This is a genomic window from Microbacterium sp. B19(2022) (assembly GCF_012030385.1).
In the GTDB taxonomy this organism is placed as follows: Bacteria; Actinomycetota; Actinomycetes; order Actinomycetales; family Microbacteriaceae; genus Microbacterium; species Microbacterium oxydans_B.
In genome coordinates this window covers 1-17,413 of the sequence record NZ_JAAUVO010000025.1, presented here as the reverse complement: position 1 = coordinate 17,413, position 17,413 = coordinate 1, and the positions used below count along the sequence as shown (strand labels likewise).

The 17,413-nt window shown below is 66.5% G+C and carries 13 protein-coding genes; 8 read left to right on the top strand and 5 right to left on the bottom strand.

All coding sequences use genetic code 11. The features are described from left to right. Positions 1 to 6: 6 nt before the first annotated feature. The 3 genes from HCX50_RS17805 to HCX50_RS17795 are packed head-to-tail and all read left to right on the top strand — an operon-like array spanning position 7 to position 4,089. Positions 7 to 1,602 carry a helix-turn-helix transcriptional regulator gene (locus tag HCX50_RS17805; protein ID WP_167635249.1) on the top strand — a complete coding sequence of 532 codons (1,596 nt, stop codon included), beginning with the start codon at positions 7 to 9 and terminating at the stop codon, positions 1,600 to 1,602. Then, entirely contained in the window at positions 1,599 to 2,990 is a 1,392-nt protein-coding gene (locus tag HCX50_RS17800; protein WP_167635248.1) for a threonine/serine ThrE exporter family protein, read from the top strand. The genes HCX50_RS17805 and HCX50_RS17800 overlap by 4 nt, the downstream gene beginning before the upstream one ends. Further along, positions 2,983 to 4,089 carry an AI-2E family transporter gene (locus HCX50_RS17795; RefSeq protein WP_167635247.1) on the top strand — a complete coding sequence of 369 codons (1,107 nt, stop codon included), beginning with the start codon at positions 2,983 to 2,985 and terminating at the stop codon, positions 4,087 to 4,089. The genes HCX50_RS17800 and HCX50_RS17795 overlap by 8 nt, the downstream gene beginning before the upstream one ends. 608 nt (positions 4,090 to 4,697) lie before the next feature. Here the strand turns inward: HCX50_RS17795 and HCX50_RS17790 are convergent. After that, complete coding sequence (locus HCX50_RS17790) at positions 4,698 to 5,018, bottom strand: hypothetical protein (RefSeq protein ID WP_167635246.1); 321 nt, start codon at positions 5,016 to 5,018, stop codon at positions 4,698 to 4,700. 378 nt (positions 5,019 to 5,396) lie between these two features. Between HCX50_RS17790 and HCX50_RS17785 the strand changes: the two genes are divergently transcribed. After that, a complete protein-coding gene (locus HCX50_RS17785) occupies positions 5,397 to 6,395 on the top strand; it encodes a hypothetical protein (protein ID WP_167381549.1) in 999 nt (332 codons plus the stop codon). Between the two features lie 16 nt (positions 6,396 to 6,411). Here HCX50_RS17785 and nrdF read toward each other — a convergent pair whose 3' ends face one another. Genes nrdF through nrdH form a run of 4 tightly spaced genes read right to left on the bottom strand, consistent with a single transcriptional unit; the run spans position 6,412 to position 10,252 of the window. Further along, on the bottom strand, positions 6,412 to 7,389 hold the full coding sequence (gene nrdF, locus HCX50_RS17780; protein ID WP_017828866.1) for a class 1b ribonucleoside-diphosphate reductase subunit beta: 978 nt from the start codon (positions 7,387 to 7,389) through the stop codon (positions 6,412 to 6,414). 47 nt (positions 7,390 to 7,436) lie between these two features. Further along, positions 7,437 to 9,581: a class 1b ribonucleoside-diphosphate reductase subunit alpha gene (gene nrdE / locus HCX50_RS17775; RefSeq protein WP_167635245.1), complete on the bottom strand. Its 2,145-nt coding sequence runs from the start codon at positions 9,579 to 9,581 to the stop codon at positions 7,437 to 7,439. Continuing rightward, positions 9,578 to 10,012: a class Ib ribonucleoside-diphosphate reductase assembly flavoprotein NrdI gene (gene nrdI / locus HCX50_RS17770; RefSeq protein ID WP_029262703.1), complete on the bottom strand. Its 435-nt coding sequence runs from the start codon at positions 10,010 to 10,012 to the stop codon at positions 9,578 to 9,580. Before nrdI ends, nrdE begins: the two co-directional genes overlap by 4 nt. Before the next feature lie 6 nt (positions 10,013 to 10,018). Beyond that, positions 10,019 to 10,252, bottom strand: coding sequence for a glutaredoxin-like protein NrdH (gene nrdH, locus HCX50_RS17765; protein WP_028503264.1), 234 nt, complete (start codon positions 10,250 to 10,252; stop codon positions 10,019 to 10,021). Positions 10,253 to 10,642: 390 nt separating this feature from the next. Between nrdH and HCX50_RS17760 the strand changes: the two genes are divergently transcribed. The 4 genes from HCX50_RS17760 to HCX50_RS17745 form a co-directional block, all read left to right on the top strand. Next, the gene (locus HCX50_RS17760; protein ID WP_337750105.1) at positions 10,643 to 11,851 is read left to right on the top strand and encodes an MFS transporter; all 1,209 of its coding nucleotides are present in this window, start codon (positions 10,643 to 10,645) and stop codon (positions 11,849 to 11,851) included. Continuing rightward, positions 11,848 to 12,768, top strand: a complete 921-nt coding sequence (locus HCX50_RS17755) for a sugar kinase (RefSeq protein ID WP_167635244.1) — start codon at positions 11,848 to 11,850, stop codon at positions 12,766 to 12,768. Before HCX50_RS17760 ends, HCX50_RS17755 begins: the two co-directional genes overlap by 4 nt. 243 nt (positions 12,769 to 13,011) lie before the next feature. Next, positions 13,012 to 14,913, top strand: coding sequence for a purple acid phosphatase family protein (locus tag HCX50_RS17750; protein WP_167635243.1), 1,902 nt, complete (start codon positions 13,012 to 13,014; stop codon positions 14,911 to 14,913). A gap of 38 nt (positions 14,914 to 14,951) precedes the next feature. Then, positions 14,952 to 17,413, top strand: a 2,462-nt coding sequence (locus tag HCX50_RS17745) for a metallophosphoesterase (RefSeq protein ID WP_167635242.1), incomplete at its 3' end; no start/stop codon positions are given.

The following is a 17,413-nucleotide window of genomic DNA, read 5'->3' as shown; positions in this document are numbered from 1 at the left end:
TCTCCGATGCCACAGAACGCGCGCAGCGCCTCGGCGCGCGCTGAGACGATGAACCTGACGGACAGCACGCGGGCGATCGAGGCGCTGCGGAGCGCCGTGCTCTCGAAGAGCGGCGAAGCGGTGGCTCACGCGGCCATGATGAACATCTGGCCGTTGTACAGCGTGCACGCCGATGAGCTCGTGTCCGCCGTCGAGTCGCTTCCGACGCCTCTCCTCGAGCGGTACCCGGTGCTGCGCATCGTGCACCGCATGACGCCCGTGCTGGCGCGGACCAACCGCCCGTTCAAACCCCTCATCTATCCGGACGACGCGCGGAGCATGAGCGCGGACGAGCTCGACATCTTCACACTCGTGCAGATGGTGGCCTTCCGCTTGAGCGGAGACGTGGCGGCCGCGATGATCTACGCTCGCCGCCTGCAGGACCGCATCCTGCAGGTCCGTGTCGAATCCCGCGAGCGCCCCGACGGACCGCTCTGGTTCTATCACCAGCAGATCGGGTCGACCCTGCTCGCAGCCGGAGAATCCGCGGCCGCGCTGCTGGAATTCGCCACCGCCCGGGACCTCGGGAGATTGTCGCAGCAGACCGATGCGGAACGGATGGCGCTCGGGCGCACCGCACTCACCCACGCCGTTCGCGGATCGCTCGACGATGCCGAGAGTTCGCTGAACGAGCTCACCGCGTTGCCTGAGCCCACCCGTGCCCATCTGACGGCGACGACGATGACGGAGCGATGCGCGCGCGCCCTCCTCGCCGTCGACAGCATGGCCCCGGACGCGGACGAGCTCCTCAGCCGGCTCGAGACCTATGACAGCATCGAGCTGACCTGGCCCTTCGCGCTACTCGCGCGATCACGGCGACTGCTCGTGCTGCAGCATCCCGACGACGCGATCGAGGCCGTTGCTCTCGCACGCGACGCGCATCCGGATCAGCACGGCTCGTTCGCGACCGACGTCATCAACTCCGTGTCGATCGACGCACTCTGGTCTACCGGAGACACGACCGCGGCCAGACGAATCGCCGAGGAGACCGCTCGCTCGGGACCGCTCACGCGCATGGCGATCATCCGCCACGCACTTCTCGAGTCGCGCCTGGATGTCGCCGCTTCGGGACTGCGTCAGATGTCCACCGCCCGATCGTTGGGGCCGGGTGCACGCGCAGAGTCGATCCTCCTGTCTGCGTGGTTGGAGTGCGCGCTCACCGATGCGGTCGCCTCGGAGACGGCTGCGCAGGTCGCGCGAATCGCTTCGAGGCCAGGGCGGCGGCGACTCGTCTCGCAGATTCCCCTCCAGCTGATCACCCGGGTGCAGGAACGCCTCTCCCCGGAGGAAGCAACCTCCTTCGCGGCCGCGACCGGGGGGCTGGCCGCCACCGACCGCCCACGTCCGCCCACCCTCACCGCGAGTGAACTCCGGGTTCTCCAAGCTCTCCCGCTGCATGCCACGACCGCCGCCCTCGCCGCGTCGTTGCACGTCTCACCGAACACGATCAAGTCGCAGTTGAGGTCGCTTTACCGCAAGCTCGGGTGTTCGACGCGCGACGACGCCGTCAGCATCGCATCCCGACTGCATCTGCTCGCCGCCGAAGTTTCGCCCCGATCATGACACCGCTCGACCGCGAGGCGAATCAGAGTCCAGGGATCATCGGGCGGGCGCGGGGCGCTCTCCAGGCCCTGCGCCCGCGTGCTGTGATCGGGAATGATGCCGAGCCCGGTGCCGACGTGATCGGGATGCTCGGTATGCTCGGCGCCTCGCTGCTGGCTTCGTCGCAGGCGACGAATGACGTGGAGGAGACACTCAACCGTCTCGCGCAGCAATACGACCGCGCAGATCTCCGCGTGTTCGTCCTCCCGACGATCGTGATGGTCGAGGATCCGCGCAACTCGTCATCCGCCACTTCCCTCTTCGCCGTGGGTAGCGCTCCGCTGCGCCTCGACCAGGTCGACGCCGTCGAGCGACTCGTGCGTGAGGCCTCGAGGAGTACGACGCCACCGCAAGACGTCGTCGCCCGACTCGGCGAGATCCGATCGGAATCCGCACGGTTCGGACCGGTGCTCACCGTCTTCGGGTACACCCTGCTCACGGTCGGGTTCGGCCTGGTGCTCAATCCCACCGTGACCGCTCTTCCGGTCTATGTGCTGCTCGGGGTGGTCGTGGGGTCGATCGTTCTGATCGGCAATCGCGTCGCCACGCTGTCCCTCATCCTGCCGGTGCTCACCGCCTTCTCCGTGACACTCCTCATATCGCTGCTCGTTCGTCCCTTCGTGCACGACGACGTGCTCCGGCTCGTGGCGCCGTCGCTGGTCTCGTTCCTCCCCGGGCTCACACTCACGATCGCCGCCGTCGAGCTCACCTCCGGGCAGATGATGGCGGGGGCGAGCCGTTTGGTCTCCGGTATCGCCCGGCTCGGCCTTCTCACTTTCGGTGTGTACGCGGGTATCTCCATCGCCGGGGAGCCTCCGGCTCCCACCACCGCACCGATGCAGCTCGGCGCATGGGCGCCCTGGGCGGGGATCGTCCTGGTCGCACTCGGCTACTACCTGTACTCCGCAGCGCCGCGACGATCACTCGTGTGGATCCTCTATGCGCTCGTCGTGGCCTATTCGGGACAGCTGCTGGGCGACAGGCTGGTCGGCGCCGAATTGTCCGGGCTCATCGGCGCCCTGATCGTCATCCCCGCCGTGATGCTCGCCGGCCGCCTCTCCGCATCCCCCTCGACCGCGGTCATGCTCACCTGTGCGTACTGGCTCCTGGTACCCGGCGCGATGGGGTTCATCGGTCTCAGCGAGGCGGCATCGGGCGCCTCCGGCGCCACCGACACCATCATGCGGACCTTCGGCTCCCTCACTGCCATCGCGATCGGGATGCTGCTGGGAGCAGGCCTGAGCCGTGACGTCGCGGCGATGTCTCGAGGGTGGAGGCAAGCGCGCGGACGGGGTGGCACAAACCGACCGACGAAGCCGAGCGACGGAGAGCGAATGCACCATGACTGATCATCCTGCCGTCGACGAGAATCCGCGCCGGCTTCGCGAGACCCTGACATCGCTCAATCGTCCCTTCTCGTCGGGGTACATCTTGACGTTGGGCGGACTTCTCGCTTTCGGCACCGGTGTGGCGTTCACGCACCTCTCCACAGTGCTGATCTACGTGGCATTCGCTCTTTTCGCCGCCCTCGGACTCGACCCCGTGGTGCGCAAGCTCGAGACCCGCGGGGTACGGCGCGCGGGGGGAATCCTGCTCGTGTATGCGGTCTTCGCTGCGGCGGTGGTCGGCGCTCTGCTCTTGATCGTGCCGACCGCGGTGCGCCAAGTCGCTCAGGTGATCGCCGACGGACCGAAGCTGATCAAGAGTTTCGAAGCATCAAGCTTCTACGGCTGGCTCCACGATGCGTTGGGGAGCGAAGCGACCACCCTCGTGCACGACGTCACGGCTTTTCTCACGCAGCCCTCCCACATCGCGGCGATAGGCCAGGGGGTGCTGCAGGTCGGAGTGTCGATCGTCTCGACGGCCTCCGGCGTGGTCATCGTGCTCGTGCTGAGCTTGTACTTTCTGGCCTCCCTGCCGGCGATCAAGGCGGGATTCAACCGTCTCTTCCCCGCATACAACCGGTCCGGCGTCGACTCGATGACAAGTCAGATCACGGATTCCGTGGGCAGCTACCTCATGGGAATGGTCGTGTTGGCGTTCTTCAACAGTGTTGTCGCGCTCGTCCTGCACCTCGTCCTGAACCTTCCCTTCGCGCTGCTGATGGCGGTCGTCGCATTCGTCATAACCCTCATCCCGCTGGTGGGATCCGTGCTCTACTGGGCTGTCGCGACCGCGCTCGCACTCTTCTCCGGATGGCTTCCAGCGCTGATCTTCGCCGTGGCGTACCTCATCTACATGCAGCTCGAGGCCTACGTCCTGACGCCGAAGGTGATGAATCGGGCGATCGCCGTGCCCGGGGCACTCGTGGTCATCGGGGCGCTCGTGGGCGGCACCCTGCTCGGACTCCTGGGCGCTCTGATCGCGATTCCGGTGACCGCCTCGATCCTCCTCATCGTGAAGCAGGTCCTCATACCGAGACAGGATTCGAGGACAGTATCCCCGTAGCCACGCCCATGATGAACGGCGCAGCTGGCGGCCTCGAACGAGAAAGCCCCCGCACGGTGGTCGATATGACCGCCGGGCGGGGGCTTCGCGGGTGTCAGCGAATCCTACGCTGACACCCGCGTTTCTGTGATCGTCAGCGTTGTTGGCACAGTGTCATCGATATGGCACGACTGCTCTTGCGAGGTTCACATCACACCGAGATTCTTGCGAACTGCGCCGAGATAAATCGGGCCGATCTACGTCACGACGCACTCGCCGGCGGCGTCGAAGCGACTCCTCGCCTCGGTCTCCGCTCGATGCTGCTCCGGTCGACGTCTGGCTGCGCTGCGAGGCGCGGGCCAGCGTCGTCATTGCGACGGCCAACCGCAAGGAGAGCCGCGACATCGTAGGATCCCGCGGCTCGTACACCACAGAGCATGGCGTCTGAGCAACACCCAGAGAACCTACGTCTAACTGAAAGTCGTCGCGAGGCCTGGCCGTTGCTCAACTACTTGATCGACGGAATCCCAGGGTTGCAAACGGAGACTTTCAGAGCTTCTCGCTATTGAAGCTCGACCCGCGCGAACGTTGCGCGGGAGCCCTTGGACACGAGCCCGTGATGCCGCTCGTCAAGCATTCGCGGATTGCGGCACTTCAGCGCCCTGGTCGCTCGTGGAGCTGCCGTCGATTCCGGCGCGCAGTCGAGCAGCCGCAACCCCAACGTCATCCGCGCTGTAGATCGCACTCCCGGCCACAGCGATCAGTACACCTGACTCACGTACCGCGCCGACGCTCGCAGCGTTGACGCCGCTTGCCACAGAGAACGGGTCGCCAGACGCCTTCCCGACGCGCAGGCGGTTCTCGAACGCGCAGCCTTTCTCGGCCTGCTCGTCGAGGCCGGCGTGCATCTCGACGAAAACGGCACCGAGCTTCACGATTTCGTGGAGCATTACGCCTTCATCACGCGACGGAACGGAGCGATCTCCCCGGCGACGGCGCAGTTCATGCGGCTGGCGCACCGGGTTCCGCAAACCATCGCGAGCGACGCACCGTTATCCTAGCGGGCGCTGCCGCTTACAACAGAAAGGCAGGTGCTCGACCAGCTGATCGCCCTGCACGAGCACATCACCGTCACCCAGGGCACGATCTGGGGCATCAGCTCGGCGCGATGCAGATCGCTCCCGCCATCGACGGAGATGCGTCGGCCATCGTTGGGCAGACGCCTCGATCAGGGCCCTGCTCGCGTACCACGCGGCGAACCAGAAGTAGGCAGCGCAGAACTCGCAGATGCCAGTGCGGGCGACGTGTGGGAGGTGTAGGTTGCGGAGATGGAGCCGATCCGCGTGGGCCTCGTGGCCGATCCGGCTTCGCCCACCGCCGTCGCGCGCCGGATGACCGACCTCACGCCACCGCTCGCGGCTGACGCCGACGGCTGGATCGTCGAACTCGTCAGCGAGCCGTTCACCCTCGGCTCCGAAGACGTCGACGTCGCCCTGGAACGGCTTCGTGCGCACGCCGACCAGAACCGGTGGGATATCGTCATCGGCGTCACCGAGCTTCCGCTTCGCGATGATGACGGGCGCTATCTGCTGGCGGCGATCGATCCTCGACGCCTGTGCGCGGTGCTGTCGCTGCCCGCTCTGGGCGGCTTCCGGGTGCAGGCCCGCGCCCGACATGCGGTGCAAGGGCTCGTCAACGGGATGGCCGAACCCGCCTCACCCGAGGAGAAGCGTCTGCCTCTCCCCCGGCTCAGCGCCCGTGGGCGCGTGCTTCTGGGCATGGTGCTGGCCAACCGCCCGTGGCTGCTCGCCGCCGGGCTCAAGTCCGCCCTGGTCGCGGCCCTGGCGACCGGCGCGGTGGCGACGATCGAACCGACGGTGTGGTCGCTCGCCATCTCACTGTCGGGCTGGCGCCTGGCGGCGGCGACCTTGGCTTCCATCGCGATCATCATCGCCTGGATCGTGATCGACGGCAGGCTCTGGGACCGCCCCGACGATGACTCACCTCAAGCGCGGGAGAGATCGCGCCTCTACAACACCTCGACGCTGCTGACCCTGACCATCGGCATCATCATCTGCTACCTGGCGCTGTACGTCGTGAACCTGGCCTGGGCGCTGTTCGTGCTCGACACGACGGTGATGAGCGAAGCCCTCGGCCGAACAGTCGGCGTCGGCGACCTGTTCGTGCTCACCTGGTTCGTCGCATCGGCGGCGACTCTCGGCGGGGCCTTGGGCACAGGCCTGGAATCCGACGATGCGATCCGCGCCGCCACGTACTCGAAGCGCGAGGAGGAGCGGCGCGCCCGCCTGGCCGACGGGCGCGCCTGAGCTCATCTCGGACGGGTCAGAAGTCCCAGTCGTCGTCTTCCGTGGCCTCGGCCTTGCCGATGACGTACGACGAGCCCGACCCCGAGAAGAAGTCGTGGTTCTCGTCGGCGTTCGGCGAGAGCGCCGACAGGATGGCCGGGTTCACGTTCGTGACGCTGGAGGGGAACATCGCCTCGTAGCCCAGGTTCATGAGGGCCTTGTTGGCGTTGTAGTGCAGGAACTTCTTGACGTCTTCGGTCAGACCGACGCCGTCGTAGAGGTCCTGCGTGTACTGCACCTCGTTGTCGTAGAGCTCGTACATGAGCGAGAACGTGTAGTCCTTGAGCTCATCGCGGCGCTCTTGGGTCTCGTTCTCGAGACCCTTCTGGAACTTGTAGCCGATGTAGTAGCCGTGCACGGCCTCGTCACGGATGATGAGGCGGATCAGGTCGGCCGTGTTCGTCAGCTTCGCCTTCGACGACCAGTAGATCGGCAGATAGAACCCCGAGTAGAAGAGGAACGACTCCAGCAGGGTGGAGGCCACCTTGCGCTTGAGCGGGTCGTCTCCCTGGTAGTAGTCCATGATGATCTGAGCCTTCTTCTGAAGGTTCGGATTCTCCGTCGACCAGCGGAACGCCTCGTCGATCTCCTTCGTCGACGCGAGCGTCGAGAAGATCGAGGAGTAGCTCTTCGCGTGCACCGACTCCATGAACGCGATGTTCGTGTACACGGCCTCTTCGTGAGGCGTGATCGCGTCAGGGATCAGCGACACCGCACCCACGGTGCCCTGGATCGTGTCGAGCAGGGTCAGACCGGTGAACACCCGCATGGTGAGCAGCTGCTCGTCGGGGGTGAGCGTGTTCCACGACTGCACGTCGTTCGACAGCGGCACCTTCTCCGGCAGCCAGAAGTTGTTCACCAGACGGTTCCAGACCTCGAGGTCCTTGTCGTCCTGGATGCGGTTCCAGTTGATCGCCTGCACGCTGGAGACCAGCTTGAGTCTTTCAGGAGTCATTTTCTTCGTCGTTTCTCGGGTTCAGCGGTCAGCAGCGGGTCAACAGGTCAGAGCATGCACGAGACGCACTCGGCCATGTCGGTGCCCTCGAGCGCCAGCTGACGCAAGCGAATGTAGTAGATCGTCTTGATGCCCTTGCGCCATGCGTAGATCTGCGCCTTGTTGATGTCACGCGTGGTGGCGGTGTCCTTGAAGAACAGCGTCAGCGACAGGCCCTGGTCGACGTGCTGCGTGGCAGCGGCGTACGTGTCGATGACCTTCTCGTAGCCGATCTCGTATGCGTCCTGGTAGTACTCCAGGTTGTCGTTCGTCATGAACGCCGCCGGGTAGTAGACGCGACCGAGCTTGCCTTCCTTGCGGATCTCGATCTTCGACGCGATCGGGTGGATCGACGACGTGGAGTTGTTGATGTAAGAGATCGAGCCGGTCGGCGGGACGGCCTGCAGGTTCTGGTTGTAGATGCCGTGCTTCTGGATCGACGCCTTCAGCTCGGCCCAGTCGTCCTGCGTCGGGATGTGCTTGCCGGCGAAGAGCTCCTTGACCTTCTCGGTCGCGGGGACCCACGCCTGCTCGATGTACTTGTCGAAGAACGTACCCGACGCGTAGGTCGAGTCCTCGAACCCGTCGAACGTGGTACCGCGCTCGATGGCGAGGTTGTTCGACGCACGCAGGGCGTGGAACAGCACCGTGTAGAAGTAGATGTTCGTGAAGTCGATGCCCTCTTCGGAGCCGTAGTACACGTGCTCGCGGGCGAGGTATCCGTGCAGGTTCATCTGGCCGAGGCCGATCGCGTGCGAGCGGTCGTTGCCGTCTTCGATCGAGCGCACCGAGCCGATGTGGCTCTGGTCGCTGACCGCGGTGAGGGCGCGGATGGCGGTCTCGACCGTCTGACCGAGGTCATCGGCATCCATCGACAGCGCGATGTTCATCGAACCGAGGTTGCAGGAGATGTCCTTGCCGATGTTGTCGTACGACAGGTCGTCGTTGTACGTCGTCGGCGTGTTCACCTGCAGGATCTCACTGCAGAGGTTGGACATGTTGATCCGACCCTTGATCGGGTTGGCCTTGTTCACCGTGTCTTCGAACATGACGTACGGGTAGCCGGACTCGAACTGGATCTCGGCGACCGTCTGGAAGAACTCACGCGCGTTGATCTTCGTCTTCTTGATGCGCGGGTCATCGACCATCTCGCGGTACTTCTCGGTGACCGAGATGTCGCCGAACGGCACACCGTAGACCTTCTCGACGTCGTACGGCGAGAACAGGTACATGTCCTCGTCGTTCTTGGCGAGCTCGAACGTGATGTCGGGAACCACGACGCCCAGCGACAGCGTCTTGATGCGGATCTTCTCGTCGGCGTTCTCACGCTTGGTGTCGAGGAAGCGCATGATGTCGGGGTGGTGCGCGTTGAGGTACACCGCACCGGCACCCTGACGGGCACCGAGCTGGTTGGCGTAGCTGAAGCTGTCTTCGAGCAGCTTCATCACGGGGATGATGCCCGAGGACTGGTTCTCGATCTGCTTGATCGGCGCACCCGACTCGCGGATGTTCGAGAGAAGGAGTGCCACGCCGCCGCCGCGCTTGGAGAGCTGCAGCGCGGAGTTGATGCCGCGGGCGATCGACTCCATGTTGTCTTCGATGCGCAGCAGGAAGCAGCTGACGAGCTCGCCGCGCTGCGCCTTGCCGGCGTTGAGGAAGGTCGGGGTGGCCGGCTGGAAGCGACCGGAGATGATCTCCTCGACGAGGGCGACGGCGAGCTTCTCGTCACCGTCGGCGAGGCCGAGGGCGGTCATGACGACGCGGTCCTCGAAGCGCTCGAGGTAACGCTTGCCGTCGAAGGTCTTCAGCGTGTAGCTCGTGTAGTACTTGAACGCGCCGAGGAACGTCTCGAAGCGGAACTTCTTGCCGTAGGCGAGGTCGTTGAGCTTCTGGATGAACTCCATCGAGTACTGCTCGATGACGGCACCCTCGTAGTACTCCTTCTCCACGAGGTAGTCCAGACGCTCCTTGAGCGAGTGGAAGAACACCGTGTTCTGGTTCACGTGCTGCAGGAAGTACTCCCGCGCGGCGCGCTTGTCGGCGTCGAACTGGATCTTCCCGTTCGCGTCGTACAGGTTGAGCATCGCGTTGAGGGCGTGATAGTCGAGACCCTCGTAGGAGGGGTTCGCCTTGAATGCCACTGTCTCGGTCACTGAAGCTGCCACCGTCGTTCCAATCCGTCGCTCACGCGATCCACATCGTCTTGTGTGCCGAAGATCTCGAGCCGATACAAGTGCGGCACGTGGCACTTGCGGCTGATGATGTCACCGGCGAGGCAGAACGCATCGCCGAAGTTGGTGTTGCCCGCGGAGATCACTCCGCGGATGTGGCGCCGGTTGCGCTCGTCGTTGAGAAACCGGATCACCTGTTTGGGGACGGCGCCCTTCTCGACGCCGCGCCCCGCACCCCCGCCATAGGTGGGGGTGACCAGCACGAAGGGCTCGTCGATGACGAGATCTTCTTCGTGCCGGTGGAGGGGGATGCGTCGGGACGGGAGCCCGAGTTTCTCGATGAACCGCGCGGTGTTACCCGAGACGCTCGAGAAGTAGATCAGGAGCGGCGCAGCGGTCGCGACGGCGCTCATGGGGCGTCACGCCAGACGGGAGGCGAGCTCGTCGATCTTGTCGGGACGGAAGCCCGACCAGTGACCCTCGTCGGTGACGACGACGGGTGCCTGCAGGTAGCCCAGCGCCTTGACCTGCTCGAGCGCCGTCGGGTCCTCGGAAAGGTCGAGGATCTCGTACTCGATGCCCTTGGCATCGAGCGCACGGTAGGTGGCGTTGCACTGAACGCAGGAAGGCTTTGTGTAGACCGTGATCGACATCTTTTCGTAACCCCTCAAATCTCTGGCCTGCTTCTCATCAGGCTGTTTCCCGGTAGACCCCCTGCCGGGACTTCAATACTACATATGGGGACCGACATTGGGGGCGACCACAAGGGGTAGTAGTTACATCCGTGTAGTTATCCACCGTTCTCTACAGATACAACACAGGTTCTCCACCGTTTCTTCCACAGGCTGAGGCCCCTTGGCGAGGCTCACGAACCGCGAGAAATCGCGGCTGGGAAGCCCCTGTGAACGATCCATCCACAGGGGGCACGCTACGCCGCCCCTCAGACATTTCGTTTCCTGTGGAATCGGGCTTTCGGCGTGTCGTGGGCGTGTCGCCGCACGGCCTCTTCCACGACCGCGCTCGAGGCCCGGTACCGTTGTCTGGTGGCGGGATATCGGGACCTTCTTCGCACGCCCGGAGTGGCGCGCATGATCGCGGCTCAGCTGACCGCGCGCTTCCCCAACGGGATGATGTCCCTCGCGATCCTGCTGCACGTCGAGCAGCAGACCGGGTCGTACGGATCCGCCGGCCTCGTCCTCGCCGCGACCAGCGTGGGGCAGGCGGTCGCCGGCCCCATCACGAGTCGGTGGATGGGCGTCTGGGGCATGCGACGCGTGATCACCCTCACCCTGTCGGTGTGCGTCGTCACCGTGCTCGGACTCGCTCTGCTTCCGCTCGGCGTGCCGGGCTACATGCTGCTCGGGATGGTCGCGGGTCTCTCGACCCCGCCCGTGCAGGCCGCCGTGCGCACGATCTACCCGAAGCTCGTGAACTCCTCGAACCTCACGCCGCTGTTCTCCCTCGACGCCTCGCTGCAGGAGATCATCTGGGTGCTGGCGCCGGTCGTCATCACCCTGGTCTCCACCCGGATCGGCACGGCGGAGGGCCTGCTGCTGGTGGCGATCATCCTCGTCGGCGGCGGCGCCTGGTTCATCCTCTCCCCCGAAGTCGGCCGGGTGCGCATCCCGCGCAGCCGCAATGCGCTGGGCAAGGTCGTCCTCAAACCTCCCGTGCTGCTGGCGACGGTGATCGGCTTCCTGCTGATCGGCGCCTGCTCCGCGGTGGAGGTGGGCGTCGTCGCGACCTTCGAGCACGGCAGCCTCGCCGCCGGACTCGTGCTCGCCGTGTTCTCGGCGGGAAGCCTGGCGGGCGGTCTGGCGTTCGGCCACATCCCGATCGGGCCGTGGGCCATGGCCCGCCGCCTGCTGATCGTGACGATCGGCCTCGGCCTGACGATGGTCATGCTCAACGTGTTCTGGCTGGGCGGCACCCTGATCCTCGCCGGCATCGGCATCGCCCCCGCCCTCGCCGTGCTCTTCGCCATCACCTCGGCCAGCGTGAAGTTCAGCGAGACCGCTGAAGCCTTCGGCTGGGCGGGCACCGGGCAGCTGATCGGCGCGGCGGCCGGATCCGCCGTCGCCGGCTTCCTCGTCGATGCCAGCGACTGGCGAGGCGCCTACCTGGCCGCCACGATCTTCGCCGCTGTCGGCCTGCTCGTCTCCATCGTCTTCGTCCGTTCCTTCCCCGACCTGCGTCATCGCGACGCGCGCCCGTATCCCGACACCGAACCCCTGGCGGTCACCCCCTCATGAGCTCCACCTCCTCCCCCGTCTCTGCACCCGAGATCGTCTGCGTCGGCGAGACCATGGCGCTGATCACACCGACCGACGCCGAACTCGCGACAGCCGGTCACGCGACGATCGGCATCGCCGGGGCGGAGTCGAACGTCTCGGCCGGGGTCGCCGCGACCGAGCACCGCGTGGCCTGGGCATCCCGCCTCGGCGCCGATCCGCTCGGCGACCGCATCGCGTCGGAGCTCGAGCGCCGCGGCGTGGAACTGTGGGTCGAGCGCGACGACACCACCCCGACCGGCGTGATGTTCAAGGATCCGGGCGTCGAGTCCTCCTCCGTCTACTACTACCGCCGGGGCTCCGCGGCCTCTCACATGCAGGCGGGGTTCCTGACGTCGGAGCGGCTCGATGGCGTACGCATCGTGCACACCACCGGGATCACGCCCGCGCTCTCCGCATCCTGCCGCGAGATGGTGGACCGGCTCTTCGCCGACGCGCGCACGGCCGGCGCGCTGGTCTCCTTCGACGTGAACGACCGCCGCCCGCTGTGGAGCCGGGAGGACGCGGCCGAGACCCTCGCCCGCCTGGCGGACGCCGCCGACATCACCTTCGTCGGACGCGACGAGGCCGAACGCATCTGGGGCACCGCGACGGCGGCGGAGATCAGGGCCTTCCTGCCGAACTGCGCACTGCTCGTCGTCAAGGACGGCGACATCGGCGCGACCGCATACGACGGCGACGCCGAGCCGGTGTTCGTCCCCGCTCCGGTGGTCGACGTGGTCGAGCCGGTCGGCGCGGGCGATGCTTTCGCCTCCGGCTTCCTGGCGGCGACCCTCGACGGCGCCGACCTCGCCGCGCGCCTCTCCGCGGGCCACGCCGCCGCCGAAAGAGTGCTGCTGATCGCGGCGGACCTGCCGGCCCTGCCGCCGCTCGACTGACACTCGGGATCGCTTCTGGGGAAGACTCTCCCCTTTCACTGAACGCTCGTTCAGAGATCGCCGAGCGGCGTCAAGCGACCGCTCGATGAACGCTCGTCGCCTTTCGATGAACGACGGATGACGGGTGGCAGGAACCGCCGTTTCGCTGCGCCCCGCGCTAGTAGCTTCGCGAATGGCGCCTCCTCCACCCTGTTGCAGCGCGCCATCACCCCTCTCGAATCCCGACGAAAGGTGCTGCCTGCGATGGCGCGCTTGCCACGATCCCTGACCCTGCGGCGCAGTGCCGCTTTCACCGCGGGCGGCCTCGCCGCCGCTGTCGGCCTCACGTTCCTCGGAGGCGGCGTCGCCGTCGCCGCGGGAGGCCTCAACCCGCCTGCCGTCGCCCCCGCGACGGTGTTCGTCCCGTCGGCCGTGCCGGATCGCGTGATCCTCACACCGACCGCGACGCCCGAGACGAGCCAGAGCGTCAGCTGGCGCACGTCCTCGGACGTCACGTCGCCGCAGATGCAGCTCGCCCCTCTCACCGCGACGCCCGTCGACGTGGCCGCAGCGCGCACGATCACCGCCACCACCACCGGATTCGAATCGAACTTCGGCTACGAAATCGCCCACCACTCGGCCACCGTCGATCAGCTGAAGGCCGCGACGACGTACCTCTACCGCGTCGGCGACGGCACGACCTGGAGCGAGTGGCTCGAGTTCACCACGGCGGATGACAAGCCCGGCAACTTCAGCTTCCTCGTGCAAGGAGACGCGCAGAACGACAACAAGGCGTTCACCTCGCGCGCCCTCCGCGCCGCGTTCGAGGCCCGCCCGTACGCGCGCACGGTCGTGCACGCCGGCGACCTGATCGACACCGAGACCTCGGATGCCGAATGGGGAGAGTGGCACGAGGCCGCCGCCTTCTCGAACCAGTACCTCAACGTGATCGCCGCCACCGGCAACCACGAGTACTACCCGGGACCGGAGCTCTCGAAGCACTGGGACGCGCAGTTCGAGTACCCGGCCAACGGCCCCGAGGGCGCTGACCTGGGCGAGACCGTCTACTCGGTCGACTACCAGGGCGTGCGCTTCATCACGCTCAACAGCACCCAGGCGTTCGACCCCGCGAGCCTGTCGGCGCAGACCGAATGGCTCGAGGGCCAGCTCGCCGAGAACCCGAACACCTGGACCGTCGTGGCCTTCCATCACCCGGTCTTCTCGGTCACGTCCGGCCGCGACAACGCGGTGCTGCGCGAGGCGTGGATGCCGATGTTCGAGAAGTACGGCGTCGACCTCGTCGTCCAGGGCCACGACCACGCCTACGGTCGCGGCAACCTGATCGCCAATGAGAAGGACCTGCCCGCGGGCGCCGACCCGGCGAAGAGCCACACCGGACCGGTGTACCTCGTCTCCGTCGCCGGACCGAAGATGTACATCCCGGACCCGGAGGATGCCAACAACTGGACCGCCAACGACGCGAACCTCCGCGTCGTCGGACGCGACGTGCAGCTGTTCCAGACGGTCGACGTCACCGACGACGAGTTCCACGTCGAGGCCCGCACCGTCGACGGCGCCCTGTTCGACTCCTTCACGATCGAGATGGCGAAGGACGGCAGCAAGCTCGTGAGCGACGACACGGCGTGGGCGGCCGGCCCCGGCTCGACGCGTGACGGCCTGCCGGGCGCCATCGACCCGGTCGATCCCGTCGACCCGGTCGATCCCGTCGACCCCGTCGACCCGGTTGACCCCGTGGATCCCGTGGATCCGGATGGCGTCTCGATCACCCTCTCCACCGCGCAGGTGGCTCCCGGCGACGAGATCCAGCTGCAGGCGAAGGGCCTCGAGCCCGGCGAACGCGCCTCGATCGAGCTGCACTCGACACCCGTGCAGCTGTCCGTCGCCTCGAGCGACGCGAACGGCGCACTGGCGGCGACCGTCCGCATCCCCGCCGACACCGCCCCCGGCGAGCACGAGATCGTCGTGACGGGTCTCGGCTCCGACGCCACCGGACGCATCGCGATCATCGTCACCCAGCCCACGGACGGCGGCGGCTCCCTCGCCGCGACCGGGTGGGCCGGCGGCGGCCTCGCCCTGTTCGGCATCCTCATCACCGCGGCCGGTGCCGTCGTGATCCTCCGCGCCCGTTCCCGCTCCGCCGCGTGACCGGCCCCTTCCTCTCTTCCCGAAAGGCATTGATCTCGATGACCACCCCCTTCACGCGGCGCCGCACCCCGTGGCGGCTCGTCGCCTGCGCCCTCGCCGGAGCCGTGCTCCTGTCGGGCGGCGTCCTGGCCGCCCCAGCGCCCAGTGCGCAGGCCGCGGAGGACACCCCCTCCCGCTGGGAGCCTTCCGCGATCCCCGACCGGATCGTCCTCACTCCCGCCGCCGACGCCACCACGCAGCAGAGTGTGACCTGGCGCACTTCGGCGAGCACCGAGCGCGGACTGGTGCAGTACCGCACAATGACGCCCGCCCCCTACCCGGGCGGCGTGCTCGAGGCGGAAGCCGCCCACACCGAGGTCACCACCGACATCGGCTACACCCAGAACATGCACACCGCCACCATCACGGGCCTGCAGCCCGGTGTCGAGTACATGTACCGCGTGGGTGACGGGACGAACTTCTCGGAGTGGCAGGACTTCGCCACGGCCAGCGCGACCGACAAGACGACCTCGTTCATCTTCCTCGGCGACATCCAGAACGGCATCCTCAGCGACGGCTCGCGCGTGCTGCGCAATGCCTTCCGCGACCGGCCGAACGCGGATGCGGTGGTGCAGATCGGCGACCTCGTGAACGACGCGAACTCGGACCAGGAGTGGGGTGAGCTGTTCGACGCCTTCTCCTACTCACTGGGCACGCAGAACCTCATCACGACGCCCGGCAACCACGAGTACGACGGCGGCCTGTCGCGCACCTGGCGCGCACAGCTCCCCTACCCGGACAACGGTCCGAGCGGCGAGGGCGGCATCTACGACGAGCTCGCCGGCACGGTGTATTACACCGACCGTGAGGGGGTGCGCTTCATCTCCCTCAACAGCAACATCTCGTCCGAGGAGGGCCTGCGCGTCCAAGCCGAGTGGCTCGAAGGGGTGCTCGCCGACAACGCGAACGAGTGGACCGTCGTGCTGTTCCACCACCCCGTGTACTCCCTCGACGAGGGCCGCAACAACCTGGGCATCCGCACGGTCTGGGGTCCGCTCCTGGAGAAGTACAACGTCGACCTGGTGCTCCAGGGCCACGACCACGCCTACGGCCGGGGCAACACCCTCGCCGCGGAGGAGAACCTTCCGGCCGGCGCCGACCCGAAGAAGAGCGCGACCGGACCGGTGTACGTCGGCTCGAGCGCGAGCGTGAAGCTGTACGAATACGGCCCGCGCCTGTGGAAGGAGAACGGTGCGCACCTGCGTCGCCTCGACGGCGGCAAGCAGTTCTATCAGCTCGTCGATGTCACCGAGGGTACGCTGCGCTACGAGTCGCGCACGGCCGACGGCGAGTTCTTCGACGGTGTGACCATCAAGAAGGACGAGAAGGGCAAGCTCGTCACCGACGGCGTGGACCCGCAGGAGATCCCGACCGGACCCGTGCAACCGTGCCTCGGCTGCGGCGGCAACCCCGACCCCGGTGAGGTCACGCCTGATGTGCCGACCGGCGAGGTCGACTACGAGGTCACCGGGAACCTGGCGTCGGTGGATCGTTCGAAGGCGAGCCTGCCCGCGGGCATGGCCTACTCCGAGTCCCGCGACCTGCTGTACCTGGGTGACCAGAACAGCCGGAAGATCTTCGAGATCGACCCCGACACCGACAAGGTCCTGGGCGAGATGACACTGCCGGAAAACATCCGCGACATCGGCATCGACGACGAGAAGAACCTCCTCTACGTCGGACAACAGAACCGCAACTGGCTCGTCGTGTCCATCGCCCCCGACACCTTCGGACAAGTCGTCCGAGGCCCCTTCCCCACCATCGAGTCCAACCGCTCGATCGACGTCGACCCGAAACTCGGACACGTCTACGTCGCCGTCCCCTCCCGCGGCATCGAAGTCCTCGACGCCGAGACCGGAGCCTCCCTCGGAGTCATCAACGGCACCGCAGACGCCTACTACGTCGCCGCCGACCCCACCACCGGCACCGTCGTCAGCACCAAGTTCCACGACCTCACGAATGTCGTGAACGTCGAGGCCTTCGACGCCGACAACGGCTTCAAGAAGCTGTGGTCCAAGGCCACTCGCGCGAACCCGCGGCAGCTCGACATCGACTCCACGAACGGTCTGCTCTACGTCGGCTACACCGGCACAGGCAAGGGCGCGGGCGGATTCTCGGTGCACGATCTCACCACCGGGAAGGCGCTCGGCGACTTCGCGGATCCGAAGTACGGCAAGGACGGTTACGGCATCGCGGTCGATGAAGAGCACCAGCGCGTGTTCGTCTCCAACCGGGACTTCCGCCTCAACCCGCCGGGAGAGGAACTCACCTCGGCCGCCGTCACCGTCAGCGAACGGGTGCTTCCGGAGACGCTGAGCTACGAATCGGCGGGGCACCTGGCGTCGGTGGATCGTTCGAAGGCGAGCCTGCCCGCGGGCATGGCCTACTCCGAGTCCCGCGACCTGCTGTACCTGGGTGACCAGAACAGCCGGAAGATCTTCGAGATCGACCCCGACACCGA

Coding starts and splice junctions, on each gene's coding strand:
- nrdF (WP_017828866.1), bottom strand. CDS start 7,389: ATGACTCCTGAAAGACTCAAGCTGGTCTCCAGCGTGCAGGCGATCAAC.
- HCX50_RS17750 (WP_167635243.1), top strand. CDS start 13,012: ATGGCGCGCTTGCCACGATCCCTGACCCTGCGGCGCAGTGCCGCTTTC.
- HCX50_RS17795 (WP_167635247.1), top strand. CDS start 2,983: ATGACTGATCATCCTGCCGTCGACGAGAATCCGCGCCGGCTTCGCGAG.
- nrdI (WP_029262703.1), bottom strand. CDS start 10,012: ATGAGCGCCGTCGCGACCGCTGCGCCGCTCCTGATCTACTTCTCGAGC.
- nrdH (WP_028503264.1), bottom strand. CDS start 10,252: ATGTCGATCACGGTCTACACAAAGCCTTCCTGCGTTCAGTGCAACGCC.
- HCX50_RS17805 (WP_167635249.1), top strand. CDS start 7: ATGCCACAGAACGCGCGCAGCGCCTCGGCGCGCGCTGAGACGATGAAC.
- HCX50_RS17785 (WP_167381549.1), top strand. CDS start 5,397: ATGGAGCCGATCCGCGTGGGCCTCGTGGCCGATCCGGCTTCGCCCACC.
- HCX50_RS17790 (WP_167635246.1), bottom strand. CDS start 5,018: ATGCTCCACGAAATCGTGAAGCTCGGTGCCGTTTTCGTCGAGATGCAC.
- HCX50_RS17755 (WP_167635244.1), top strand. CDS start 11,848: ATGAGCTCCACCTCCTCCCCCGTCTCTGCACCCGAGATCGTCTGCGTC.
- HCX50_RS17800 (WP_167635248.1), top strand. CDS start 1,599: ATGACACCGCTCGACCGCGAGGCGAATCAGAGTCCAGGGATCATCGGG.